Raw genomic sequence first — 22,741 nt, 5'->3', positions numbered from 1 at the left:
TTCCTTCTTGTTGTAGTTCTTGTGGAACGCTGGCTCAGGGAAAGCGGCAGCTGACCTCGGGCTTGTCGTAGCCAAGGCTGTCCATTTCGTTGAAAGGGTGCAGGAAGCCGTCTTGCGGCGACGTGCTGACCAGCGCTCGGGGCTGGACGATGGGAATCGGTTGGCGCAACTGACCGTTCCACGGGCGATAACTGAGCTTGCGCCCCTTGAAACCGTCCAGCGGCAATTGATCGCTGATTTCCAGGGTGCGGATCGCCACGGGATCGGCCTGCCGCAGTTTGCTCACTGCACTGGCGATGCTGCGCACGGCGATCCAGGCGGCGAAGTCGCGGTCATTCATCCAGCGCCCGGCCAGGGCTTCGAAGCGTTTCTGCAGTTGGGCGGCGCCGTAGGTTTCCACGGTTTTGTGCCAGCCCACGGGGGTCAGGCCCTGCGTGCCGGCGACCGGCCGTGGGTACCAGGTCTGGTAGGGCACGTATTCACCGAAATCGCCACGTTCGTCCGCCACCAGCACCACATCGTATTCGGCGGTCTGGGTGAACAGCGGCATGTCGGCCTGGGCGCTGCGACGCTGATCGTTGTCGAAGCTCCAGGCTTTTTCCGCCACCAGTGTCAGGCCGAAGCGTTTGGCGGCGCGGCGCAGGGCGGCTGCGTAGGCCTGATCGTCCGGGGTCGGGCCGACGATCAGCAGCGCCCGTTGCCATTTGCGTAGCACCAGAAATTGCGCCAGGGCATCGGCGAGCATCGCCCGGCTCGGCAGGCTATGCAGCACGTTTGGCAGGCAGTCGGTGGTGCGCAGGCTGTCATCCGGGCTGCCGGCGTTGAACAGCAAGCTGTCGGGCAGCACGGCGCTGAGCCGGCGCAGGCTCTCCACCGGCGCATTCACCACAAACAGGCGCAGACCCTGTGCATGTTGGGCCTTGGCCGCTTCAATCAGCGCGTCCGGGCTGTCGGCATTGGCCGTGACGAGGCTGTAACTCTGGTTGAGAAAACGCCCGGTGCTGTTGCTGTCGGTGATCGCCAGTTCGGCGCCGCGAAGCCCGGCATCGACCGGTTCGGGAATCACGTTGGACAGCAGCGGACCGGGGTCAGGCCGGTAGCCCAGGTAGCCGATCCGCACCTGCAACGGCGCATCCGCCGCCTGGCTCTGCGTCGCCAGCCCGGCGGCGCAGGCAATCGCCAGCAGGTACATCAGGGCGTGAGGGGCAAGCTGGCGCATAAAGGCACTCCATTACAGGTAGCGCCAGCATAGGAAGCCTGCGAGGCAGATTGAAATATGCAGAAAGTACCAGTCAGGCAGTACCAAGGTAGTAGCTCGCCCGGAGCGGCGCGGTTTTAGCATGGGTGATCACGGCCATCACACTGGAGGAGATTGACCATGCGTATTCTCAAAGCGCTGCTCCTGCCGTTGTTGTTGATCCTGACCCTGATCGGCGTCGACAAGCTCCACAGCCCCCGCCCGGTGCCATTGCTGGTCTTGCCCGCGACACCGGGGCACTAACCGTGTCGGCCCTGTGGCGGATCAACCTTTGGGTCTGCGGGTTTTTCGTCCTGGTCACCCTGGCGTGCATGGGGTTGCTGGTGCATCAGGCGCTAGCGGACGTGGAGCGTGAGCTGCAATCCGCCGAGGCGGTGGTCGAGTACCTGAGCGAAACCGCCGAGCGTGATCCCGCCAGCCTCCAGCCCCGACTGACGGGCAGCCTGCGGCATGTGCGGGTGCGCTGGCTGGAGCCCGGCGAAGCGGCACGGCTGCCGGTTCAGGCCGGACTCGATGCGTGGCTCGGGCGGCTGTTGTTCGCCGAAGCCCGGCACAGTGCGCGAGTCCTGGATTTGCACGATGGCCGGCGCGTGCAGATCGCGGTCGATCCACGGGATGAGATCGACGAAGTCTGGGATTCGCTACAGCAATTGCTGGGCCTGTGCGGCCTCGCCTTGATCTTGAGCCTGCTCACCATCCGCTGGGCCGTGCGCCGTGGCATGGGCTTGCTCGATGAATTGTTGCGCGCGTTGCAGCAGGTCTCGGGCGGCCAGCTCAAGGTGCGATTGCGCGCGGAAGGTATGCCGGAGGCACGGCAGCTGGCAGCGCATTTCAATCGCATGACCACGGCGCTGGAGCAGTCGCGCGCCGATAACGCCCATCTGACACAGACGTTATTGGCGGTGCAGGAACAGGAGCGCACTCATCTGGCGCAGACCCTGCACGATGATCTCGGCCAGTACCTGGCAGGGATTCGCGCCCAGGCCTGTCTGTTGCGGCTGGTGACGGATCAACCCGTGGTGATGGAACGCACGGTGCGTGAGCTGGAACACAACTGCGAACACCTGCAACAGGGATTTCGGGCGCTGGTGCATGACCTCTATCCGGTGGTACTGCAACACCTGCCGTTGGCAGAAGCCTTTGGCCTGCTGGTGGAGCAATGGCAGGGGCGGCACGGCATTGACTGCCAGCTGCGGATCGGCGCGCAGTTGCCGCCCTTGTCCGCGCCGGACAAAACCCAGCTCTATCGCCTGTTGCAGGAAGCGCTGACCAACGTCGCCCGGCATGCGCAGGCCACCCGGGTGCGGGTTCGCCTGCAACATCGAGGCGCGTATCTGCACCTGTTGATTCGCGATAACGGGCGCGGCGCCACACAACCGCAGCGGCCCGGCGTCGGTTTGTATTCGATGTACGAACGCGCGCGCAGCGTCGGCGGCGAATTGCGGGTCATCAGCCACCCCGGCGCCGGATGGGCGCTGGCCTTGAGCATGCCTTTGGAGGTGTCATGAATATTCTGCTGGTCGATGACCATGCGGTGGTCCGTCAGGGCTACGCGAGTTTGTTGCGGGCGTTGTTGCCGGCAATGGAAGTGCGTGAAGCCGCCACCGGCGAAGACGCGCTGATCCGGGTTCAGGAAGCCGTGCCGAACCTGGTGATCATGGATTTCGGTTTGCCGGGGATCAGCGGGCTGGAAACCACCCGGCGTTTGCGTCAACGACTGCCGCAACTGCGGGTGCTGTTTTTCAGCATGCACGATGAACTGCCCTTGGTGCGCCAGGCGCTGGAGGCGGGTGCCTCGGGTTACTTGACCAAGAGCTCGGCGCCGCAAGTGCTGATCGAGGCGGTGCAGCGGATCCTCGCCGGCCATGCCTACATCGAACAGCCCCTGGCCACCCAACTGGCGTGCCACCCGCAACAGAACGCCAGCGACCCGCGATTGCAGAGCATGACCCAGCGTGAGCTGGAGATTTTCGTGATGCTCGCCAAAGGCACGCCAGCGCGGTTGATTGCCGAACAGTTGAGCATCAGCAGCAAAACCGTCTCCAACCACCTGACCTTGCTCAAGAGCAAATTGCAGGTCACGTCCCATGCCGAACTGGTGCATCTGGGGATTGATATGGGGGTTGTGCGCAAGGCGGGCTGACTCGATAGTGCCGGCAACCCATATCCACTGTGGGAGCGAGCCTGCTCGCGAATACGTCGGCACATTCAACCTCTCAGTTGACTGTTACACCGCTATCGCGAGCAGGCTCACTCCCACAATGGTTTTGTGTGCATACAGTTCATTTGTTCCAGGTCGTCGGGCAACCGCTGCAGCCCTCCATGTTCGCATCCTGAAAATTCGCATAATGCTGCCGCGACCCGCTGAGGTTGGCCTGTTCCAGATTGCTTTCACTTAATTTGGCTTCTTGCAGGTTGGCGTCACTGAGGTTGGCACCTTTGAGGTCAGCCTTGCTCAACCAGGTCATTTCCAGGTCCGCGGCACGCAGATTGGTGTTGTGCATTCTCGCGCCGGAGAGGCGGGCGAATTGCAGGTAGGCGCCGCTGAGGTTGGCGTCCTGGAATTGCGCGCCTTGGGCAAACATCCCCCAGCCCTGGATCGCCATCAACGTTGAACCGGTGAAATCCGCCAGCCGCAGGTTGCTTTGTTGCAGGCTGGCGCGGGTCAGGTTGGCGCCTTGCAGTTGCGCTTTTTCCAGGTTGGCGAGGTCGAGTCGGGCGTGCCGCAGGTCGGCATCGCGCAGGTCGGCGCCGCTGAGGTTCATGTTGCGCAGGTCCTGATTGCTCAGGTTTGCGCCTTTGAGATTGGCGCCGGGGCATTGGCTGTGATCGGCGATGGTGCAGCCGTTGATGATGAGTGGGGAGTCGTCGCCGTTGTCGGCGAAAACCGGAAGGGCGGCAAGCAATAGCAGTAGAGGCAGGTACTTCATGACAGGTCCTCGAAAGGTGGAGGGCAGCTGGATACACAAAAAACAACGGTTATGTGGGTTCCTGTGGCGAGGGAGCTTGCTCCCGCCCGGCTGCGCAGCAGTCGTAAATCCAGGCAACTCGGTGTTGCTGAAAAATGAGGGGGTCGCTTCGCAGCCCAGCGGGAGCAAGCTCCCTCGCCACAGAAAAGCTTGTTGAGCACCAGAAAACCCCCTGTGAGCACAGGGGGCAAGCGGATTACTTCTGCGCAGTCTTGTTGTCCCAACTCGGAATCTTGAACACCCAGAACGACCCGCCCTGAGCCACCGGCTTGGTCAGCTCGGCCATGTCACCGCCCCACAACGGCACCGCACCGCCGTAACCGACGGTCACGCCGACGTATTGCTCGCCGTCCTGTTCCCAGGTGATCGGCGGCGAGACGATGCCGCTGCCGGTCTGGAACTTCCACAGCTCAGCGCCGGTTTTCGCGTCGAACGCCTTGAGGAAACCGTCGCCGGTGCCGGTAAACACCAGGTTGCCTTTGGTGGCCAATACGCCGGCCCATAGCGGCAGCGCTTCCTTGTGTTCCCAAATCACTTTGCCGGTGGTGGGGTTCATGGCGCGCAGGGAGCCGACGTGATCGTCGTACATGCGCTTGATGCGGAAACCCATGCCCAGATAGGCCGAGCCCTTCTTGTAGTTGACCTCTTCGGTCCAGTATTCCTCTTTCCACTGGTTGCCCGGAATGTAGAACAGCCCGGTGTCCTGGCTGTACGCCATCGGGTTCCAGTTCTTGCCGCCGAGGAACGGCGGCGACACTTCCACTGACTTGCCCTTGGTCTCGCCCGGCAAAGGTTTGGCCGGACGCTGGCCTGGATTTTCCACCGGTTTGCCGGTCTTGAGGTCGATGTGGCTGGCCCAGGTGATGTTGTCGACGAAGGGGAATGCGTTCTGCAATTTGCCGTTGTTGCGATCGACCACGTAGAAGAAACCGTTGCGGTCCGCGTGGCCGGTGGCCTTGATCGTTTTGCCGTCCTTGTCCTTGTAATCGAACAGCACCAGTTCGTTGTTGCCGGAGAAATCCCAGGCATCGTTTGGCGTGTGCTGGTAGAACCATTTCACCTCGCCGGTGCTCGGGTCGACGCCGACCTGGCCAGAAGTGTAGAGGCTGTCATAGTCGTGGGGGTTGCCATCCTTGGCGGTGCGCGCCCAGGTATTCCACGGGCCGGGGTTGCCGGCGCCGACGATGATGGTGTTGGTTTCCGGATCGAAACTGGCGCTCTGCCAAGGGGCACCACCGCCGTGGCTCCAGGCTTCGACCTTGCCGGTTTCGGTGGTCGGGTCATCCGGCCAGGACGGTGCCTTGACGTCGCCGGTGGTGGTGCTGTCCTTGCCGTTCAGCCGGCCCATGTGGCCTTCGACGAAGGGCCGCATCCAGACTTCTTCACCCGTATCGGGGTCGCGCGCAAACAGCTGGCCGACCACGCCGAACTCATCGCCGGAGCTGCCGTGAATCAGCAGCACCTTGCCGGTGGTCTTGTCTTTGATCAGCACCGGGGCACCGGTCATGGTGTAGCCGGCGGCGTGATCGCCGAACTTCTTGTTCCACACCACCTTGCCGGTGTTCTTGTCCAGGGCGACCAGCCGCGCATCGAGGGTGCCGAAGTAGATCTTGTCGCCAAAGATCGCCGCCCCGCGATTGACCACATCGCAGCACGGACGAATGTTGTCCGGCAGGCGATGGTTGTAGGTCCACAGGCGCTTGCCGGTCTTGGCATCCAGAGCAAACACCCGCGAATAGGAACCGGTGACGTAGACCACGCCATCGCTGACGATGGCCTGGGATTCCTGGCCGCGCTGCTTCTCATCGCCGAACGAATAGGACCAGGCCGGCGTCAGCTTGAACACGTTCTTGTCGTTGACCTGCGCCAACGGGCTCCAGCGTTGAGCGTTGGTGCCCATACCGTATTGCAGCACGTCCTTGGTGGTCAGGTGATCGTTGGCAATGTCTTCCCACGTCACGTTGCGGGTGGGCGTGGCCGGAGCGGTTGCGGCGTGACTTGCAGCACTCAGGGACAGGCTGCCCACCAGCAGAAAAGCCTGCACGGCGATAGACAGAGGGGAAAGGGCGGGTAGCGATCTTATTGTCATGGTTGCGGTTCCCAGTGGAGGTTTTGGCCTGCACAGGGTGGTGCGCCCGGCCGGTTGCCGGATACGGAAAAAGTCCCGCTGTGACCGGGAAGACTTCCCGAACGGCACCTGATTTGGGTGTGCGTCACAAGCCCTACTACCAAGGGACTAGAAGGCGGCCACCAAAGCAGCATGGGGATTGCGCGAGGCCGGTACCAATATGGGTGCCATAGCCTCTTCAAAGAGGTTTTGCGTGCAATCTTGAGGGCATAACAATGACAACAAAACGCAACGCCTTGCTCGTTGCCGGACTGCTGGCCGGCTTTATCAGTGCAGGCTCCGTCTGGGCCCACGGCAACGTGGTACCGCAGGCGATCGCCACCCCAGGCCTGACCCCGATCAAAGATGCCGGCGTGCAGGTGGATGCCGACGGTTGGGCGGCGGTGAATCCGTATCGCGCCTCCCCGGAACATGAGAAAGCCGTGGAAATCGGCTCCTCGGCCTATAACCAGAACTGCGCCGCCTGTCATGGCCTGGAAGCCAAGTCCGGCGGCATCGCCCCCGATTTGCGCATGCTCGACGTCGGTGAAGCGGGTGATGAATGGTTCGTCGAACGCGTGCGCCACGGCGCTGTGCGGGATGGCCGGGTGTACATGCCGAAAATGGCGGATTACCTGAGTCAGGAAGCTCTGTGGGCTGTGCGCACCTACCTGGACACCGTTCGCGTCGAGGAGTAACCCATGCGCCTGCTCGCTGTGTTGATCAGCGCTGTGTTGCTGTGCTGCCAAGTCGTGCAGGCGCAGGTCCGTACCTATGACGAAATGATCGCTGCCGGTGAGTTGAAAGTGGCGGTCTACAAGGACTTCGCCCCCTACAGTTTTGAAGACGCCGGCCAGCCGCGCGGGGTTGATGTCGAGCTCGCCGGAGCCTTGGCCAAAGCGCTGGGCGTGCGCCTGACGCTGATCTGGGCGCCCGCCGGCGAGAAGCTCGATGACGACCTGCGCGACTACATCTGGCGGGCCAGTCAGCTGCATGATCTGCAACTGGCCGACCTGATGATGCGCGTGCCGTATGACCGCGATTACGCGCAAAAACGCAACGAACTGGGTGAGCTGGAAAACGGCCATGTGGTGATGTTCGGGCCGTACCAGAACGAACAATGGCAGGTCGCCTATGATCGCCGCCGTCTCGACAAGGTAGGCAGCGTCGCCGTGTTCGAACACCATCCGATTGGCGTCGAAGTCGACAGCGTGCCGTCGTTCTACCTGACGTCGGTATTTAACGGCATGCTCGCCGGCAAAACCCACCACTATCCCGGTGTACCGCAAGCCTTCGCCGCGATGAAGGCCGGTGAAGTCGATGCGGTGATGGCCATGCGTGGCGAGATCGACTGGCAAGTTCACCAAGCCAACGATCCACAAGTGGCGCTGGCGCAAAACGCTTACCCGAACATGGGCAAGCAACTCTGGGAGATCGGCATGGCGGTGCATGAAAGCAACCGGCAACTGGCCTATGCCGTGGAAGAGGCGCTGGAGGGCTTGATCCGTGAAGGGGCGGTCAACACCATTTACGGTCATTACGGCCTGCGCTATGACGTGCCCGAGATGTACCAACCGTGAACTGGCGAGCGAGTTGCCTGTTGCTCTGCTGGTTGCCCCTGGCGGCGCACGCTGCCGGTATCGAGCCGGGCAAAGACCCGGTGCCCTCGGTGATGTGGGCCTTCTACCACAAGCAGATGCTCGGCAATGCACCGTTCGTGTTCGATGACCGGGTCAAGCTGCTGGCGCCGCCGTTCGCCGAAGATGCCCGGCAAGTGCCATTGGAAATCGACGCCCGGGCGTTTAAAGGCGAGGTGGTGAAAATCCTCGCTTGGGCGGAACTCAATCCGTTGCCGAAAATAGTCGATTTCCAACCGCTGGATCGCGTATTGCCGTGGCTGTCGATCCGCATCCGTATCGAGCAAGCCACGCCGTTGCGCGCGGCGGTGCTGACCCGTGACGGCCTCTGGCATGTCGGCTCGACACTGATCGATGCGGCGGGCGGTGGTTGCACTGCGCCCAGCGTCGTGCGCACCGAGCCTGGCTGGGAAGAGCATATCGGCGAAGTACTGGGCGGTCGTTATCCGCGCGGTGAGTTCAGCCGGGTGCGCTTGCAAGTGGCGCATCCGATGGACAACGGCATGGTCAGCGGCATCCCTGAATTCTTTATCAACCATGCTGAACTGCGCGACGGGAACGATCAGCTGCTGGCCCGACTGGAGCTGTTTCCCGCCGTCAGCGAGAACCCCAACCTGGCCTTCGACATCGAAGGGGCAGGGCAGACGCGCCTGGTGCTGCGCGACAACAGCGGCAATCAATTCGATGCGGCCATACCCTGACCCCAAGGAGCGCGTGATGCGCTGGATGCTGCTGTTGTTCATGAGCCTGAGCCTGCCGGCCCTGGCGGACCTCGACTATGTGCTCAAGCCCCGGCAAATCGCCGAAGACACCTGGCTGCTCGAAGGCAGCACCGACAATTTCGCCAAGGCCAACGGCGGCAACATCGTCAATACCGCGTTCATCGTCACTGACCGCGGGGTGGTGGTGATCGATACCGGGCCGTCCAGGCGCTACGGCGAAGCGATGCGCAAAGCCATCGCCGCGACCACTGATAAACCGGTGATTGAGGTGTTGCTGACCCATCACCACCCGGACCATGTGCTGGGCAACCAGGCCTTCAGCGACGTGCCAATCGGTGCGTTGGCCGGCACCACCGAGCTGTTGCATCGGCAGGGTGACGCCATGGCCGAAAATATGTATCGACTGGTGGGGGACTGGATGCGCGGCACCGAAGTGCTGCTGCCGACCCGGACGCTGGCGCCTGGCGTATTGAATTTTGGGAATCACGATCTGCGCCTGCTGAGCCTGGGTGGGCACACCGGTGCGGATCTGGCTATTCTCGACCAGAAAACCGGCGTGCTGTTTGCCGGGGACCTGGTGTTTTATCAAAGGGCGCTGACCACGCCCAACAGTCCGGGGCTGTCGGTGTGGCTGGCGGACATCGCCACGCTACAAGGCCTGCCATGGACGCTGATCGTGCCCGGCCATGGACCGGTGGCCACGGACACAAAACCGTTCGAGCAAATGCGCGACTACCTCACCTGGCTCGATCAGCTCATGCGCGACGGCGCCGCCAATGGCAGTGACATGAGCGAGATGATCCGCAGCCCCATTCCCGAGCGGTTTGCTGGCATCAGCCTGAGTCGCTATGAGCTGATTCGCAGTGTCAGTCATCTGTATCCGCGCTATGAGCGCGCGCAGATGACCCGAGTCGATTCCACCGCAAACAAATGACCCACACACTTTTTTGTGGGAGCGAGCCTGCTCGCGAAAGCAGTGTGCCGATTGACAATAATGTTGCCTGACACGGCGCCTTCGCGAGCAGGCTCGCTCCCACAGGGGCAGGTGTCGACCTACATAACCGGTGTTCATTTGCTCCGACCCGCTACTAAGGAACTAGCAATCTCCACACTGCGGGCAATTGTTGCGAGGGCGGCGGCGCCCAAGAATCTGCACCAGACCGGGAAAATTTCCCGGGTATAACAAAAACCGCAGAGGCAGCCGTCATGACCCAACCCGCACGTCGCCAACCCTTCGTCTTGAGCCTGTTGCTCAGTGCCATGCTGTTGTCCGGCCAGGCATTGGCCGGCGTCACCGACCAGGACATTCTCCAGGACCCCAAGAACCCGGAGCAGATCGTCACCAACGGTCTGGGCGTCCAGGGTCAGCGCTACAGCCCGCTGGATACGCTCAACGTCAGTAACGTGAAGGACTTGCGCCCGGTCTGGGCGTTCTCCTTTGGCGGGGAAAAACAGCGCGGTCAGCAAGCACAGCCGATGATCAAGGACGGCGTGATGTACATGACCGGTTCCTACTCGCGGGTGTTCGCGGTGGATGCACGCACCGGCAAGAAACTCTGGCAATACGATGCGCGCCTGCCCGATGACATCCGTCCTTGCTGTGACGTGATCAACCGCGGCGTCGCGCTGTACGGCGACCTGGTGTTCTTCGGCACCCTCGACGCCAAGCTTGTGGCCCTGAACAAGGACACCGGCAAAGTGGTCTGGAGCAAGAAAGTTGCCGACCACAAAGAAGGTTATTCGATCAGCGCCGCGCCGTTGGTGATCAACGGCAAACTGATCACGGGCGTGGCCGGTGGCGAATTCGGCGTGGTCGGCAAGATCGAAGCCTACGACCCGAAAAACGGCGATCTGCTGTGGACCCGACCTACCGTCGAAGGCCACATGGGTTACACCTACAAAGACGGCAAAGCGGTAGAGAACGGTATCTCCGGCGGTGAAGCCGGCAAGACCTGGCCCGGCGATCTCTGGAAAACCGGCGGCGCGGCGCCTTGGCTCGGCGGTTACTACGACCCGGAAACCAATCTGCTGCTGTTCGGCACCGGCAACCCGGCGCCATGGAACTCGCACCTGCGTCCTGGCGATAACCTCTACTCGTCGTCGCGCCTGGCGCTCAACCCGGACGACGGCACCATCAAATGGCACTTCCAGAGCACGCCTCACGACGGTTGGGACTATGACGGCGTGAACGAGCTGGTGTCGTTCAACTACACCGAAGGCGGCAAAGAAATCAAAGCCGCCGCCACTGCTGACCGTAACGGTTTCTTCTACGTGCTGGACCGCACCAACGGCAAATTCATTCGCGGCTTCCCGTTCGTGGACAAGATCACCTGGGCCACTGGCCTGGATAAAGAGGGCCGGCCGATCTACAACGAAGCCAGCCGCCCTGGCGCACCGGGCACCGAAGCCAAAGGCAGTTCGGTGTTTGTCGCCCCGGCGTTCCTCGGCGCGAAAAACTGGATGCCGATGGCCTACAACAAGGACACCGGACTGTTCTACGTGCCGTCCAACGAGTGGGGCATGGACATCTGGAACGAAGGCATCGCCTACAAGAAAGGCGCGGCGTTCCTCGGTGCAGGCTTCACCATCAAGCCGTTGAATGAAGACTACATCGGTGTGCTGCGTGCCATCGATCCGAAGACCGGCAAGGAAGTCTGGCGCCACAAGAACTTCGCGCCGCTGTGGGGCGGGGTGCTGACCACCAAGGGCAACCTGGTGTTCACCGGCACGCCGGAAGGTTTCCTCCAGGCGTTCAACGCCAAGACCGGCGAGAAAGTCTGGGAATTCCAGACCGGCTCCGGCGTCCTCGGCTCGCCTGTGACCTGGGAAATGGACGGCGAACAATACGTTTCGGTGCTGTCCGGCTGGGGCGGCGCCGTGCCGTTGTGGGGCGGCGAAGTAGCCAAGCGCATCAAGGACTTCAACCAGGGCGGGATGCTCTGGACCTTCAAGCTGCCCAAAGACCTCGTCGTGGCCAAACACTAACCCTGAATCCACCGCATTGATCGTTCCCACGCTCAGCGTGGGAATGCAGCCCAGGACGCTCTGCGTCCCAAGAGCCGAACGCGGAGCGTCCGTTGAGGCATTCCCACGCGGAGCGTGGGAACGATCAAGAACCGAGGCGTTTTCTACGACCAAATAACGAGAGTCCCCCTGCCAACGGCGCATTCGTCTGGCACGCGGGGCTCTCTACTATCGGTTCATCGCCTGTTTGCCCGACAGGCATCGACCCAGACAGAGGCCCACCATGATCTACGCACAACCCGGAACACCCGGCGCCGTCGTTTCCTTCAAAGCGCGCTACGGCAACTTCATCGGCGGCGAGTTCGTTGCCCCGGTCAATGGCGAGTACTTCACCAACACCTCGCCGGTCACCGGTGAAGTCATCGCCGAATTCCCGCGTTCCAACGCCGCCGACATCGAAAAAGCCCTCGACGCTGCCCATGCGGCGGCGGATGCCTGGGGCAAGACCTCGGCCCAGGATCGCTCGCTGGTGCTGCTGAGAATCGCCGACCGTATCGAACAGAACCTGGAAATCCTCGCTGTCACCGAAACCTGGGACAACGGCAAGGCCGTGCGCGAGACCCTGAACGCCGACGTGCCGCTGGCCGCCGACCATTTCCGTTATTTTGCCGGCTGCATCCGCGCCCAAGAGGGCGGCGCCGCCGAGATCAATGAGCTGACCACCGCCTATCACTTCCACGAGCCGCTGGGCGTGGTCGGGCAGATCATCCCGTGGAACTTCCCGCTGCTGATGGCCGCCTGGAAACTCGCCCCGGCCCTGGCTGCCGGCAACTGCGTGGTGCTCAAACCCGCCGAACAGACGCCGCTGTCGATCATGGTCTTCGCCGAGCTGATCGCCGACTTGCTGCCACCCGGCGTTTTGAACATCGTTCAGGGCTTCGGCCGTGAAGCGGGTGAGGCGCTGGCCACCAGCAAGCGCATCGCCAAGATTGCCTTCACCGGTTCCACGCCGATTGGCGCGCACATCATGAAATGCGCGGCCGAGAACATCATTCCAAGCACCGTCGAGCTGGGCGGCAAGTCGCCGAACATCTTCTTCGAAGACATCATGCAAGCCGAGCCGCAGTTCATCGAGAAGGCCGCTGAAGGCCTGGTGCTGGCGTTCTTCAACCAGGGTGAAGTCTGCACCTGTCCGTCCCGGGCCCTGGTGCAGGAGTCGATCTACGACGACTTCATGAAAGTGGTGATGACGAAGATCGTCAAGATCAAGCGCGGCAACCCGCTGGACACCGAAACCATGGTCGGCGCCCAGGCGTCCGAGCAGCAGTACGACAAGATCCTCTCGTACCTGAAAATTGCCCAGGAGGAGGGTGCCGAACTGCTCACCGGCGGCGCGGCCGAGCGTCTGGAGGGCGACTTGTCCAGCGGCTATTACATCCAGCCGACCCTGCTCAAGGGCCACAACAAAATGCGCGTGTTCCAGGAAGAAATCTTTGGCCCGGTGGTGGGTATCACCACCTTCAAGGACGAAGCCGAAGCTCTGGCGATTGCCAACGACAGCGAGTTCGGTCTCGGCGCCGGCCTGTGGACCCGCGACATCAACCGCGCCTACCGCATGGGCCGGGCGATCAAGGCCGGGCGGGTCTGGACCAACTGCTACCACCTGTACCCGGCGCATGCGGCGTTCGGTGGCTACAAGAAGTCCGGTGTCGGCCGTGAAAACCACAAGATGATGCTCGACCATTATCAGCAGACCAAAAACCTGCTGGTGAGCTACGACATCAACCCGATGGGCTTTTTCTGATCCCCTAGGCACACCGTAATCCCCTGTGGGAGCGAGCCTGCTCGCGAAGGCGGCCTGACAGTCAACATCCATGTTGAATGTGCTGGCCTCTTCGCGAGCAGGCTCGCTCCCACATTGGTTTTTGTGCGATTGAAGACCCCCTACCAACGCACGCCGCGACCTCGTTCGAAAGTAGCATCCGGTCGTCTCGCGCCCCGTGCATTAATGGCTTTACCGGAATGTCCCGGCACAAGAAGAGGATTGACCCATGTGGAATAAACCCGCGTTTACCGATCTGCGCATTGGTTTTGAAGTGACGATGTATTTCGCCAACCGTTGATTGTCCACCCGGCCAGCCGTCGCGTTGGCCGGGCCTGCCTTCTGGAGCCTCCCATGCACATCCGCGTTCTCGGTTCCGCCGCTGGTGGCGGTTTTCCGCAATGGAACTGCAACTGCCGCCAATGCGCCGGGATGCGCAATGGCAGCCTGCGGGCGCAACGGCGCACGCAGTCGTCGATTGCCCTGAGCGACAACGGTGTGGAGTGGGTGCTGTGCAATGCGTCACCGGACATTCGCGCGCAGCTTGAAGGTTTCCCGGAGCTACAACCGGCCCGCCGCTTGCGCGATACGGCGATCGCCGCAGTCGTCCTGCTGGACAGCCAGATCGACCATTGCACTGGTCTGTTGAGCCTGCGCGAAGGCTGCCCGCATTCGGTCTGGTGCACCGAACGCGTGCATCAAGACCTGAGCAGTGGTTTTCCCTTATTCACCATGCTTGAGCACTGGAACGGCGGGTTGCACTGGCAACCGGTCGGGCTGGACCGTGAACCATTCCGCATCAAAGCCTGCGAACACCTGCAATTTCGCGCGATTCCGCTGGTGAGCAACGCGCCGCCGTACTCGCCCAATCGCGGCCATCCGCAACCGGGCGACACCATCGGTTTGTTTATCGAAGACCGGCGCAGCGGCGCCAGCGTGTTCTACGCCCCGGGCCTTGGGCAAATCGACGACGAGGTGCTGAGCTGGATGCAGCGCGCCGATTGCCTGCTGCTGGACGGCACCCTGTGGCGCGACGACGAGATGCGCGTGTGTGAAGTCGGCCAGAGCCTGGGCAGTGAAATGGGGCATCTACCGCAAAGCGGTCCTGGCGGGATGCTTGAAGTGCTGGAAGGGTTTACCCGTCAACGCAAAGTGCTGATCCACATTAACAACACCAATCCGATCCTCGATGAAGACTCGGCTGAGCGCGCGTTGCTGACGCGGCGGGGAATTGAGGTGGCTTTTGATGGCATGAGTATTGATCTGTAGCTCATGGCCTCTTCGCGGGCGAGCCTCGCTCCTGCAAGTTTTGTGTCGTGCGCCACTTCTGCAGTCGGCGAAACCTTGTAGGAGCGAGGCTTGCCCGCGAAGGTGTCAGCCGTAACACCGAGAAATCCGGAGAACCGCAATGACTGACCAACCCATGTCCCCCGCCGAGTTCGAGCAAGCCCTGCGCGCCAAAGGCGCCTATTACCACATCCACCACCCGTTCCACCAAGCCATGTACGCCGGCCGTGCCACCCGCGAGCAGATTCAGGGCTGGGTCGCCAATCGCTTCTACTACCAGGTGAACATCCCGCTCAAGGATGCCGCGATCCTCGCCAACTGCCCGGACCGCGACGTGCGCCGTGAATGGCTGCAACGCATCCTCGACCACGATGGCGTCCCCGGCAGCGAAGGCGGCATTGAAGCCTGGCTGCGTCTGGGTGAAGCGGTGGGGTTGGACCGTGAGCAAATCCTTTCTCAGGAATTGGTGCTGCCTGGCGTGCGCTTCGCGGTGGACGCCTACGTCAATTTCGCCCGTCGCGCCTGTTGGCAGGAAGCGGCCAGCAGTTCGCTCACCGAACTGTTCGCGCCGCAGATCCATCAATCCCGACTCGACGCCTGGCCCACCCATTACCCGTGGATCGACCCGGCCGGTTACGACTATTTCCGCACGCGCCTGAGCCAGGCGCGGCGCGATGTCGAGCATGGTTTGCGCATCACCCTGGCGCACTACGTCACGGTCGACGGCCAGCAACGCATGTTGGAGATTCTGCAGTTCAAGCTCGACGTGCTGTGGAGCATGCTCGACGCGATGAGCATGGCCTATGAGCTGGGTCGGCCGCCGTATCACACCGTCTCCAAGCAGAATGTCTGGCACCGGGGGATCGCCCTGTGAACCTGATCGAACAGCCACCCGGTCCGCCCTTGTGGTTATTGGCCGAGCTGACCTACCGCTGCCCGTTGCAGTGCCCGTATTGCTCCAACCCGCTGGATTTCGCCCAGCAAGGCGAGGAATTGAGTACCGAAGAATGGATTCGGGTGTTCCGCGAAGCCCGGGAGATGGGCGCGGCGCAACTGGGTTTTTCTGGCGGTGAACCGTTGGTGCGACAGGACCTGGCCGAGCTGATCAAAGCGGCGCGGGACATGGGTTATTACACCAACCTCATCACCTCGGGCATCGGCCTGACCGAGCAGAAAGTCCGCGACTTCAAGGTCGCCGGGCTGGACCACATCCAGATCAGCTTTCAGGCCGCCGACGAACAGGTCAACAACATGCTCGCCGGCTCGCGCAAGGCCTTCGCCCAGAAGCTCGCCATGGCCCGAGCAGTCAAGGCCCAGGGTTACCCGATGGTGCTGAATTTCGTCACCCACCGGCACAACATCGACCAGATCGCGCAGATCATCGACCTGTGCCTGGAACTGGAAGCGGACTTCGTCGAGCTGGCCACCTGTCAGTTCTACGGCTGGGCCGAACTCAACCGCGTCGGCCTGTTGCCAACCCGCGAGCAATTGCAGCGTGCCGAGCGCATCACCAACGAATACCGCGAGCGACTCGAGGCCCAAGGGCATCCCTGCAAGCTGATCTTCGTCACCCCGGACTACTACGAAGAGCGCCCCAAGACCTGCATGAACGGCTGGGCCAACCTGTTTCTCGACATCACCCCGGACGGCACGGCACTGCCTTGTCACAGCGCCCGCCAGTTACCGGTGGAGTTTCCCAACGTGCGCGAGCATAGCGTCTCGCACATCTGGACCGAATCCTTCGGCTTCAATCGCTTTCGTGGCGATGACTGGATGAAAGAGCCGTGCCGCTCCTGCGATGAGAAGCACAAGGATTTGGGTGGGTGTCGCTGCCAGGCGTTCATGCTGACCGGTGATGCCGAAAACGCTGACCCGGTGTGCAGCAAGTCGGCGCACCACGGGGTGATCCTCAAGGCCCGCGACGAAGCGGACGCGCCGGGGCAGGGCATGGAGCACCTTACGTTGCGTAACGAGAAAGCATCGCGGCTGATCTATCGCGGATAAACCAAGGACGACACAAATTCCCTGTAGGCGTGAGCCTGCTTGCGAAGAGGCCTGCACATTCAACATCTACATTGCCTGACCCACCGCTTTCGCGAGCAGGCTCGCTCCCACAGGGGATTTGCGGTGAATACAATATCGGCCTGCTTGCTACCCATTGGTCTGATTGCATTCGCGTCGGGATGGGTTAGTGTGGTTCTACCTTCAAAACAATAAAAACAGGCTTTCCAATGAGCCAGAGTCTCAGCCAGCTGCGTAAATTCGTTTCGCCTGAAATCATCTTCGGTGCCGGTTGCCGGCATAACGTCGGCAACTGCGCCAAAACCTTTGGTGCGCGCAAGGTGTTGGTGGTCAGCGACCCCGGTGTGATTGCCGCCGGTTGGGTGGCCGATGTCGAAGCCAGCCTGCAAGCCCAGGGCATCGATTACTTTCTCTATAGCGACGTGTCACCCAACCCGCGGGTCGAGGAAGTCATGCTCGGCGCCGAGTTGTACAAGGAAAACCACTGCGACGTGATCGTCGCGGTCGGCGGTGGCAGCCCGATGGATTGCGGCAAAGGCATCGGCATCGTCGTCGCCCACGGGCGCAACATCCTTGAATTCGAAGGCGTCGACACCATTCGTGTGCCCAGTCCGCCGTTGATCCTGATTCCGACCACCGCCGGCACCTCGGCCGATGTCTCGCAATTCGTGATCATTTCCAACCAGCAAGAACGCATGAAGTTCTCCATCGTCAGCAAGGCCGTGGTGCCGGACGTGTCGCTGATCGACCCGGAAACCACCCTGAGCATGGACCCGTTCCTGTCGGCCTGTACCGGCATCGATGCGCTGGTGCATGCCATCGAAGCGTTCGTCTCCACCGGCCATGGGCCGCTGACCGACCCGCACGCCCTGGAAGCGATGCGGTTGATCAACGGCAACCTGGTGCAGATGATCGCCAACCCGGGCGACATCGCCCTGCGCGAAAAAATCATGCTGGGCAGCATGCAGGCCGGACTGGCGTTCTCCAATGCGATTCTGGGCGCGGTGCACGCGATGTCCCACAGCCTCGGCGGCTTCCTCGATTTGCCCCACGGCTTGTGTAACGCGGTATTGGTGGAACACGTGGTGGCGTTCAACTACAGCTCGGCGCCGGATCGCTTCAAGGTGATCGCCGAGACCCTCGGCATCGATTGCCGTGGCCTCAATCACCGGCAGATCAGCGGACGGCTGGTCGAGCACCTGATCGCCCTGAAACACGCGATCGGCTTCCATGAAACCCTGGGGTTGCACGGGGTCAGCACCGCGGACATTCCGTTCCTGTCGCAACACGCCATGCACGACCCCTGCATCCTCACCAACCCGCGCGAATCCAGTCAGCGTGATGTCGAGGTCGTCTATGGCGAAGCCCTCTGACGAGCAGCAACGCGCGCTCGCCGGGCTACTGGGATTAGGCAGCCACTCGGCGCGCAAGAGCCATTACCCGGAACTCGCCGCACGGCTGGACGAGCTGGAAGCCGAGCGCAACCGCTACAAGTGGCTGTTCGAAAACGCCGTGCACGGGATCTTCCAGGCCAGCCTGCTGCAAGGCATGCGCGCCGCCAACCCGGCGCTGGCACGAATGCTCGGCTATCAGGACCCGCAAGAAGTGTTGTTTTCGCTGGCGGACCTGGCGAGCAACCTGTTTGTCGGCGGTGCCCGGGAGCTGGAGAACATCGGCGAAATCCTCCGCCACCAAGGCAGCCTGCACGGTTATGAAACCCAATTGCGGCGCAAGGACGGCAGCAGCCTCGACGTGTTGATGAACCTGTTGCTCAAACCCGATCAGGAAGGGCTGGTAGAGGGCTTTGTCGCCGACATCACCGAACGCAAAATCGCCCAGCAGCGCCTGCAACAACTCAATGACGAATTGGAGCAGCGGGTGACCGCGCGCACCGACGAACTGCTCGAAGCCAATCGCAACCTGCAACAGCAGATCACCCAGCGTAAACAGATCGCAGAAGCGTTGCGCGACGCCCGGGACGCCGCCGAAGCCGCCAACCGCAGCAAGGACAAATACCTCGCTGCCGCCAGCCATGACTTGCTGCAACCGCTCAACGCCGCGCGTTTGCTGATCTCGACGTTACGCGAGCGCAAATTGCCGGATGTCGAGCAGGTGCTGGTGGAGCGCACGCACCAGGCCCTGGAAGGCGCTGAAGATTTGCTCACCGATTTGCTCGACATTTCCCGGCTCGATCAGGCCGCCGTCAAGCCGGACGTCGCGTTGTACCGCCTCGACGAATTGCTCGCGCCGCTGGTCTCGGAGTTCCAGTCGGTGGCCGAGGCCGCCGGGTTGAACCTGCGGGTGCACATGGGCGACTACGCCATTCACACCGACTTGCGCTTGATGACGCGGATCCTGCGCAACTTTCTCAGCAACGCCTGCCGATATACCGATGAGGGCTGCATTCTGCTGGGGGCCAGACGGCGCGGCAACATGCTGCGCCTGGAAGTGTGGGACACCGGGCGCGGGATCGCGGCGGACCGGCTGGACTCGATCTTCCTCGAATTCAATCAACTGGACGTCGGGCGCGCCGCTGACCGTAAGGGCGTGGGGCTCGGACTGGCGATTGTCGAGCGTATCGCCAAGATCCTCGGCTATAAAATCGGCGTACATTCGCGCCCGGGACGCGGTTCGATGTTCAGCATTGACGTGCCGATTTCCCATGAGATTCCGCTACCGATCAGTCTGGCCGCGCCGCAGCCGGGTACGGGTAACCCGTTGCCGGGCCGGCGCCTGCTGGTGCTGGACAACGAAGTGAGCATTCTGGAGAGCATGAGCGCGTTGCTCGGGCAGTGGGGTTGCGAGGTGGTCATTGCCACGGATGAACACTCAGCGCTGGCGGCCTTGCAGGGGCGGGCGCCGGAACTGATCCTGGCGGACTACCACCTCGATCACGGGGTGGTGGGCTGTGATGTTGTGCGGCACTTGCGCGAGCATTTCAACCGGACGATTCCAGCGGTGATCATCACCGCCGACCGCACCGACCAATGTCGGCGCTCGTTGCAGCGACTCGACGCGCCGCTGCTGAACAAGCCGGTGAAACCCGGCAAGTTGCGTGCAGTGCTCAGTCAGATGTTGGGCTGATCAAGCCGGCGATAGTGCAGGCTGAAACCCAGTTCGGTGGATTGACCTTGCTCCAGCAGACGCAGCCCCGGCCGACCCGGCAAGTGGTGGGCGTTGACCGGATGGCTGACCGGTTCGATGCAGAAAAAACCCAGGCCCACCGGGCAGTAGAGCAGGTAGTTATCGCTGCCGGTGGCCTGGCATTCCAGTTCATAACCGAGCTCGGGTTGCTGGATCAGGCAATGACCGTCCCATTCGCAGAAACCGTTGTCGACCAGCGTGTCCGGCAGGGTTTTGAGCTGATGAAAGTCCCACTCGTCGGGCACGTCCATCCGTTCGGTCGGCAGTTTAGATTGATCGCATAACCAGACTTTTTCCGCTTGAGCCTGTAGTCGTGTGCCGGCGGTGCGCGGAAAGTACGGGTGCAGGCCGAGCCCATGCCACGCGGGGTGTTTGGCCAAGTGGGTGACGTGCAGATCGATACTCAATCGGCCCTCTTTCAGATGAAACCGCTGCCGGGCGCGATAGGCGAAGGGGGCAATGCTGTTGAGTTGCAGGACGACTTCGTCATGGGTCTGCGACATCACCTGCCACGGTTGTTGCCAGGCGCTGCCGTGAATCGGTAACGGATCGGTGAGGCTGTTGGGCGTCAAGGCGAGCCAGCCTTCGGGGCAGTCAAAACCTCCTTCGGCGATGCGGTTAGACCAGGGGACCAGGGGATAGCACCCCAGCTTGCCCGGCAGGCCGGTGTTCAGCGCATGGGCGTCGTTGTGGCGCAGCAGCGGCTGCCCGGTACTGCGAACGGTCCAGTTGACAACGCTGCCGCCGAGTTCGGGGGCGAGGGTGAGGTGGGTGAGTTCGTCTTTGAGTTCGAGAATTTCTGGCGTCATGTTGACCCGCGATATTCAGGTTTTTCGGTAATGGGTGAACAGGCTGTTTGTAGGCGCCAGGCGTGCCGGCGAAGGCCCACTCAGGGACGCTTTCGCCGGCAAGCCTGGCTCCTGCAGAAAAGGTTTTACAACACCAAATGTGGCAACCACAGCGACAGCGCCGGAATGTAGGTCACGCCCAGCAGCACCAGGAACAGCACGGCATAGAACGGCAGCAGTGCCTTCACGGTTTTTTCGATACTGACTTTGCCCACGGCCGACCCCACAAACAATACCGCGCCCACCGGCGGCGTGATCAATCCGATCCCCAGGTTCACCAGCATGATCATGCCGAACTGCACCGGGTCCACGCCAATGCCCAGAATCACCGGCATCAGGATCGGCGTCAGGATCAGGATCAGCGGCGCCATGTCCATCACGGTGCCGAGCAACAGCAGCATGACGTTGATGCACATCAGGATCACATAGCGGTTGTCCGACAGGGTCAGGAACATCGTGGTGATCTTCGACGGAATCTGCATCAGCGTCATGATGTAGCCGAAGCTCGCCGCGAAGCCGATCAGGATCATCACGATCGAAATCGTCCGCACCGTGCGGTGCATCAGCTTCGGCAGTTCACTCCACTTGTAGTCGCGGTAGATGAACATGGTCACGAAGAACGACCACAGCACCGCAATCGCCGCCGATTCGGTGGCGGTGAAAATACCCGATAGAATCCCGCCGAGGATGATGACCATCGCCATCAGGCCCCACATGGCTTCGCCGCAGATTTTCAGCGCCTGCTTCAAGGGGATGACTTCGCCCTTGGGGTAGTTGCGCTTTTTCGCGAAGATCAGGCACAGCACCATCAGGCACGCGCTCATCAGCAGGCCCGGGACGACGCCGGCCATGAACAGCGACGCAATCGACACCGTGCCGCCAGCGGCCAGTGAGTAGAGCACCGAGTTGTGGCTGGGCGGGGTCAGTAGCGCTTGCACCGAGCCGCTGACCGTGACGGCCGTGGCAAACTCCCGCGGGTAGCCGCGGCGTTCCATCTCAGGAATCAGCACCGAGCCGACCGAGGCGGTGTCCGCCACCGAAGAGCCGGAGATTGCGCCGAAGAAGGTCGACGCCATGATGTTGACCAGCGACAAGCCGCCACGGACAAACCCGACCAGCACACCGGCAAAGGCCACCAGCCTGCGGGACATGCCGCCCTCGGCCATGATCGCGCCGGCCAGTACAAAGAACGGAATCGCCAGCAACGAGAATTTGTTCACGCCGCCGGCGACCTGAATCATCAGCGCCTGGAACGGGATGTCGATCCACCACGCACCGATCAGGGCGGAAAGCCCCAGTGCGTAAGCGACCGGCATGCCGATCAGGATCAGTGCAATAAAACTGCCCAACAGAATCAACGCGTCCATTCAGGCAGCCCCTTCGCTTTCTTCAACCAGGTCGAAACGCACGACCCGACGGTTGCTCTGGTCACCGAGCAAGAGTTTTTCCAGGACAAAGATCAGCGTCAGCAACCCGCCAATCGGGATCGGCATGTAGGTGATGCCCACGCGCAGCGTCGGCATGGCGCTCATGAACTGGTTCCAGGTCGACAGGCAGAGCTTGGTGCCCCAGATAGTCATGAACAGGCAGATGGTCGCCATCAGCAGTTGCGAGACAATCGCCATCGCATTGCGCACTCCGGGGGGCATGCGGTCGGTGAGCATGGCCACGGCCATGTGCGCGCCGGCGCGGTAGCTGGCAGCGGCGCCGATGAAGGTGAAGACCATCATCAGCAAGATGGCAGTGGGCTCCGGCCAGCTTGAGCCGGTGCCGAGGACGTAACGGGCAAAGACGCCCCAGGGAATGATCAGGGAAATGGTCAGGACCGACAGACCGGCTACCCAGATGCAGGTCATGTAAATTTTGTCGTTGATGCGTAGCAGTAGATTCTTCATCGGGTTTCACCGTAACCGGGCGCGCACTGACATATACCCAATGGCGCCGGGCCTTTCATGAGGGCA

The 22,741-nt window shown here is 61.9% G+C and carries 21 protein-coding genes; 15 read left to right on the top strand and 6 right to left on the bottom strand.

Going from position 1 to position 22,741, the window contains the following annotated elements:
• Nucleotides 1–34 precede the first annotated feature (34 nt).
• The gene (locus JIO00_RS16975; RefSeq protein ID WP_200666367.1) at nucleotides 35–1,219 is read right to left on the bottom strand and encodes an ABC transporter substrate-binding protein; all 1,185 of its coding nucleotides are present in this window, start codon (nucleotides 1,217–1,219) and stop codon (nucleotides 35–37) included.
• Nucleotides 1,220–1,378: 159 nt separating this feature from the next.
• Here JIO00_RS16975 and JIO00_RS29960 point away from each other — a divergent pair, with 159 nt between their 5' ends.
• Genes JIO00_RS29960 through JIO00_RS16965 form a run of 3 tightly spaced genes read left to right on the top strand, consistent with a single transcriptional unit; the run spans nucleotide 1,379 to nucleotide 3,401 of the window.
• A complete protein-coding gene (locus JIO00_RS29960; protein WP_256664551.1) occupies nucleotides 1,379–1,501 on the top strand; it encodes a hypothetical protein in 123 nt (40 codons plus the stop codon).
• 2 nt (nucleotides 1,502–1,503) lie between these two features.
• Nucleotides 1,504–2,766 (top strand): sensor histidine kinase, encoded by a 1,263-nt coding sequence (locus JIO00_RS16970; RefSeq protein WP_083376514.1) that lies wholly within the window; start codon nucleotides 1,504–1,506, stop codon nucleotides 2,764–2,766.
• Nucleotides 2,763–3,401 (top strand): response regulator, encoded by a 639-nt coding sequence (locus tag JIO00_RS16965; RefSeq protein WP_200666365.1) that lies wholly within the window; start codon nucleotides 2,763–2,765, stop codon nucleotides 3,399–3,401. The genes JIO00_RS16970 and JIO00_RS16965 overlap by 4 nt, the downstream gene beginning before the upstream one ends.
• Nucleotides 3,402–3,540: 139 nt before the next feature.
• Here the strand turns inward: JIO00_RS16965 and JIO00_RS16960 are convergent, their stop codons facing one another.
• On the bottom strand, nucleotides 3,541–4,188 hold the full coding sequence (locus tag JIO00_RS16960) for a pentapeptide repeat-containing protein (RefSeq protein WP_077749294.1): 648 nt from the start codon (nucleotides 4,186–4,188) through the stop codon (nucleotides 3,541–3,543).
• 235 nt (nucleotides 4,189–4,423) lie between these two features.
• The gene (exaA, locus tag JIO00_RS16955) at nucleotides 4,424–6,316 is read right to left on the bottom strand and encodes a quinoprotein ethanol dehydrogenase (protein WP_200666364.1); all 1,893 of its coding nucleotides are present in this window, start codon (nucleotides 6,314–6,316) and stop codon (nucleotides 4,424–4,426) included.
• Between the two features lie 254 nt (nucleotides 6,317–6,570).
• On the opposite strand from exaA, the gene pedF reads away from it, so the two are divergent.
• The 12 genes from pedF (at nucleotide 6,571) to JIO00_RS16895 (ending at nucleotide 19,872) form a co-directional block, all read left to right on the top strand.
• Nucleotides 6,571–7,032: a cytochrome c-550 PedF gene (pedF, locus tag JIO00_RS16950; protein WP_010455137.1), complete on the top strand. Its 462-nt coding sequence runs from the start codon at nucleotides 6,571–6,573 to the stop codon at nucleotides 7,030–7,032.
• 3 nt (nucleotides 7,033–7,035) lie between these two features.
• Nucleotides 7,036–7,914 (top strand): substrate-binding periplasmic protein, encoded by an 879-nt coding sequence (locus JIO00_RS16945; protein ID WP_010455135.1) that lies wholly within the window; start codon nucleotides 7,036–7,038, stop codon nucleotides 7,912–7,914.
• The gene (locus tag JIO00_RS16940) at nucleotides 7,911–8,672 is read left to right on the top strand and encodes a quinoprotein dehydrogenase-associated SoxYZ-like carrier (protein WP_010455133.1); all 762 of its coding nucleotides are present in this window, start codon (nucleotides 7,911–7,913) and stop codon (nucleotides 8,670–8,672) included. The genes JIO00_RS16945 and JIO00_RS16940 overlap by 4 nt, the downstream gene beginning before the upstream one ends.
• Nucleotides 8,673–8,688: 16 nt before the next feature.
• Nucleotides 8,689–9,627: a quinoprotein relay system zinc metallohydrolase 1 gene (locus tag JIO00_RS16935; protein ID WP_169858250.1), complete on the top strand. Its 939-nt coding sequence runs from the start codon at nucleotides 8,689–8,691 to the stop codon at nucleotides 9,625–9,627.
• Nucleotides 9,628–9,899: 272 nt separating this feature from the next.
• On the top strand, nucleotides 9,900–11,678 hold the full coding sequence (locus tag JIO00_RS16930; RefSeq protein WP_010455128.1) for a PQQ-dependent methanol/ethanol family dehydrogenase: 1,779 nt from the start codon (nucleotides 9,900–9,902) through the stop codon (nucleotides 11,676–11,678).
• Between the two features lie 262 nt (nucleotides 11,679–11,940).
• The gene (exaC, locus tag JIO00_RS16925; protein ID WP_154501125.1) at nucleotides 11,941–13,461 is read left to right on the top strand and encodes an acetaldehyde dehydrogenase ExaC; all 1,521 of its coding nucleotides are present in this window, start codon (nucleotides 11,941–11,943) and stop codon (nucleotides 13,459–13,461) included.
• Nucleotides 13,462–13,708: 247 nt separating this feature from the next.
• Entirely contained in the window at nucleotides 13,709–13,780 is a 72-nt protein-coding gene (gene pqqA, locus JIO00_RS16920; protein WP_010455123.1) for a pyrroloquinoline quinone precursor peptide PqqA, read from the top strand.
• Between the two features lie 53 nt (nucleotides 13,781–13,833).
• Nucleotides 13,834–14,748 (top strand): pyrroloquinoline quinone biosynthesis protein PqqB, encoded by a 915-nt coding sequence (gene pqqB / locus JIO00_RS16915; protein ID WP_200666362.1) that lies wholly within the window; start codon nucleotides 13,834–13,836, stop codon nucleotides 14,746–14,748.
• 139 nt (nucleotides 14,749–14,887) lie between these two features.
• The gene (gene pqqC, locus JIO00_RS16910; RefSeq protein WP_200666360.1) at nucleotides 14,888–15,640 is read left to right on the top strand and encodes a pyrroloquinoline-quinone synthase PqqC; all 753 of its coding nucleotides are present in this window, start codon (nucleotides 14,888–14,890) and stop codon (nucleotides 15,638–15,640) included.
• Nucleotides 15,637–16,770: a pyrroloquinoline quinone biosynthesis protein PqqE gene (gene pqqE, locus JIO00_RS16905; RefSeq protein ID WP_010455116.1), complete on the top strand. Its 1,134-nt coding sequence runs from the start codon at nucleotides 15,637–15,639 to the stop codon at nucleotides 16,768–16,770. Before pqqC ends, pqqE begins: the two co-directional genes overlap by 4 nt.
• A gap of 227 nt (nucleotides 16,771–16,997) precedes the next feature.
• The gene (ercA, locus tag JIO00_RS16900) at nucleotides 16,998–18,161 is read left to right on the top strand and encodes an alcohol dehydrogenase-like regulatory protein ErcA (RefSeq protein ID WP_010455114.1); all 1,164 of its coding nucleotides are present in this window, start codon (nucleotides 16,998–17,000) and stop codon (nucleotides 18,159–18,161) included.
• Complete coding sequence (locus tag JIO00_RS16895; protein ID WP_010455112.1) at nucleotides 18,145–19,872, top strand: hybrid sensor histidine kinase/response regulator; 1,728 nt, start codon at nucleotides 18,145–18,147, stop codon at nucleotides 19,870–19,872. The genes ercA and JIO00_RS16895 overlap by 17 nt, the downstream gene beginning before the upstream one ends.
• Here JIO00_RS16895 and JIO00_RS16890 read toward each other — a convergent pair.
• The 3 genes from JIO00_RS16890 to JIO00_RS16880 all read right to left on the bottom strand — a co-directional run bounded on the left by JIO00_RS16890 (nucleotide 19,857) and on the right by JIO00_RS16880 (nucleotide 22,675).
• Nucleotides 19,857–20,741, bottom strand: coding sequence for an aldose 1-epimerase (locus JIO00_RS16890; RefSeq protein ID WP_077749284.1), 885 nt, complete (start codon nucleotides 20,739–20,741; stop codon nucleotides 19,857–19,859). The two genes, JIO00_RS16895 and JIO00_RS16890, sit on opposite strands and share 16 nt — an antisense overlap.
• 125 nt (nucleotides 20,742–20,866) lie before the next feature.
• A complete protein-coding gene (locus JIO00_RS16885; RefSeq protein WP_109630287.1) occupies nucleotides 20,867–22,147 on the bottom strand; it encodes a TRAP transporter large permease in 1,281 nt (426 codons plus the stop codon).
• Nucleotides 22,148–22,675 carry a TRAP transporter small permease gene (locus tag JIO00_RS16880; protein ID WP_010455106.1) on the bottom strand — a complete coding sequence of 176 codons (528 nt, stop codon included), beginning with the start codon at nucleotides 22,673–22,675 and terminating at the stop codon, nucleotides 22,148–22,150.
• Nucleotides 22,676–22,741 lie beyond the last annotated feature (66 nt).

The organism is Pseudomonas sp. SW-3, from assembly GCF_016615645.1.
Lineage (GTDB): Bacteria > Pseudomonadota > Gammaproteobacteria > Pseudomonadales > Pseudomonadaceae > Aquipseudomonas > Aquipseudomonas mandelii.
Note: the sequence above shows the minus strand (reverse complement) of the source record. Positions and strands in the feature narration are given on the sequence as shown.

Coding starts and splice junctions, on each gene's coding strand:
- pqqB (WP_200666362.1), top strand. CDS start 13,834: ATGCACATCCGCGTTCTCGGTTCCGCCGCTGGTGGCGGTTTTCCGCAA.
- JIO00_RS16975 (WP_200666367.1), bottom strand. CDS start 1,219: ATGCGCCAGCTTGCCCCTCACGCCCTGATGTACCTGCTGGCGATTGCC.
- pqqC (WP_200666360.1), top strand. CDS start 14,888: ATGACTGACCAACCCATGTCCCCCGCCGAGTTCGAGCAAGCCCTGCGC.
- JIO00_RS16895 (WP_010455112.1), top strand. CDS start 18,145: ATGGCGAAGCCCTCTGACGAGCAGCAACGCGCGCTCGCCGGGCTACTG.
- JIO00_RS16965 (WP_200666365.1), top strand. CDS start 2,763: ATGAATATTCTGCTGGTCGATGACCATGCGGTGGTCCGTCAGGGCTAC.
- JIO00_RS16885 (WP_109630287.1), bottom strand. CDS start 22,147: ATGGACGCGTTGATTCTGTTGGGCAGTTTTATTGCACTGATCCTGATC.
- JIO00_RS16880 (WP_010455106.1), bottom strand. CDS start 22,675: ATGAAGAATCTACTGCTACGCATCAACGACAAAATTTACATGACCTGC.
- JIO00_RS29960 (WP_256664551.1), top strand. CDS start 1,379: ATGCGTATTCTCAAAGCGCTGCTCCTGCCGTTGTTGTTGATCCTGACC.
- pedF (WP_010455137.1), top strand. CDS start 6,571: ATGACAACAAAACGCAACGCCTTGCTCGTTGCCGGACTGCTGGCCGGC.
- JIO00_RS16960 (WP_077749294.1), bottom strand. CDS start 4,188: ATGAAGTACCTGCCTCTACTGCTATTGCTTGCCGCCCTTCCGGTTTTC.
- JIO00_RS16890 (WP_077749284.1), bottom strand. CDS start 20,741: ATGACGCCAGAAATTCTCGAACTCAAAGACGAACTCACCCACCTCACC.
- JIO00_RS16930 (WP_010455128.1), top strand. CDS start 9,900: ATGACCCAACCCGCACGTCGCCAACCCTTCGTCTTGAGCCTGTTGCTC.
- exaC (WP_154501125.1), top strand. CDS start 11,941: ATGATCTACGCACAACCCGGAACACCCGGCGCCGTCGTTTCCTTCAAA.
- JIO00_RS16945 (WP_010455135.1), top strand. CDS start 7,036: ATGCGCCTGCTCGCTGTGTTGATCAGCGCTGTGTTGCTGTGCTGCCAA.
- JIO00_RS16935 (WP_169858250.1), top strand. CDS start 8,689: ATGCGCTGGATGCTGCTGTTGTTCATGAGCCTGAGCCTGCCGGCCCTG.
- ercA (WP_010455114.1), top strand. CDS start 16,998: ATGAGCCAGAGTCTCAGCCAGCTGCGTAAATTCGTTTCGCCTGAAATC.
- exaA (WP_200666364.1), bottom strand. CDS start 6,316: ATGACAATAAGATCGCTACCCGCCCTTTCCCCTCTGTCTATCGCCGTG.